We start from the raw sequence: 282 nt of genomic DNA on the forward strand, positions 1-282 counted from the left end.
AAAACAATAGCTGTTAAAGTTGCTGCATGCGTCATTAAAAGTTCTCTAAAGGCAATTATATCAGCTTCCTTTAATGACTGTGATTGTTGCATAGCTTGTGCTATGTTTGCAGTGATTTTCTTCGCAATAAGAGATGTTGATGGATGAGTTTCAACATAGAGTCCTATAAAGCTTGATATAAGAGCTATAAAGTTGGTTAAATGAAAGATAACCGATGATAATGGATACCATATCAACGAATTTTCCTTTTGCGCTGGTCGTGCAAGCCCAAGGAGCCAAGAA

The 282-nt window shown here is 36.5% G+C and carries 1 pseudogene; it reads right to left on the reverse strand.

The annotated features are described in order from the left end of the window. A pseudogene (locus ACFINS_RS09935) lies at nucleotides 1-282 on the reverse strand (hypothetical protein); the annotation flags it as partial.

The sequence above is a fragment of the Bartonella sp. AA2SXKL genome (assembly GCF_042197205.1).
GTDB lineage: Bacteria > Pseudomonadota > Alphaproteobacteria > Rhizobiales > Rhizobiaceae > Bartonella.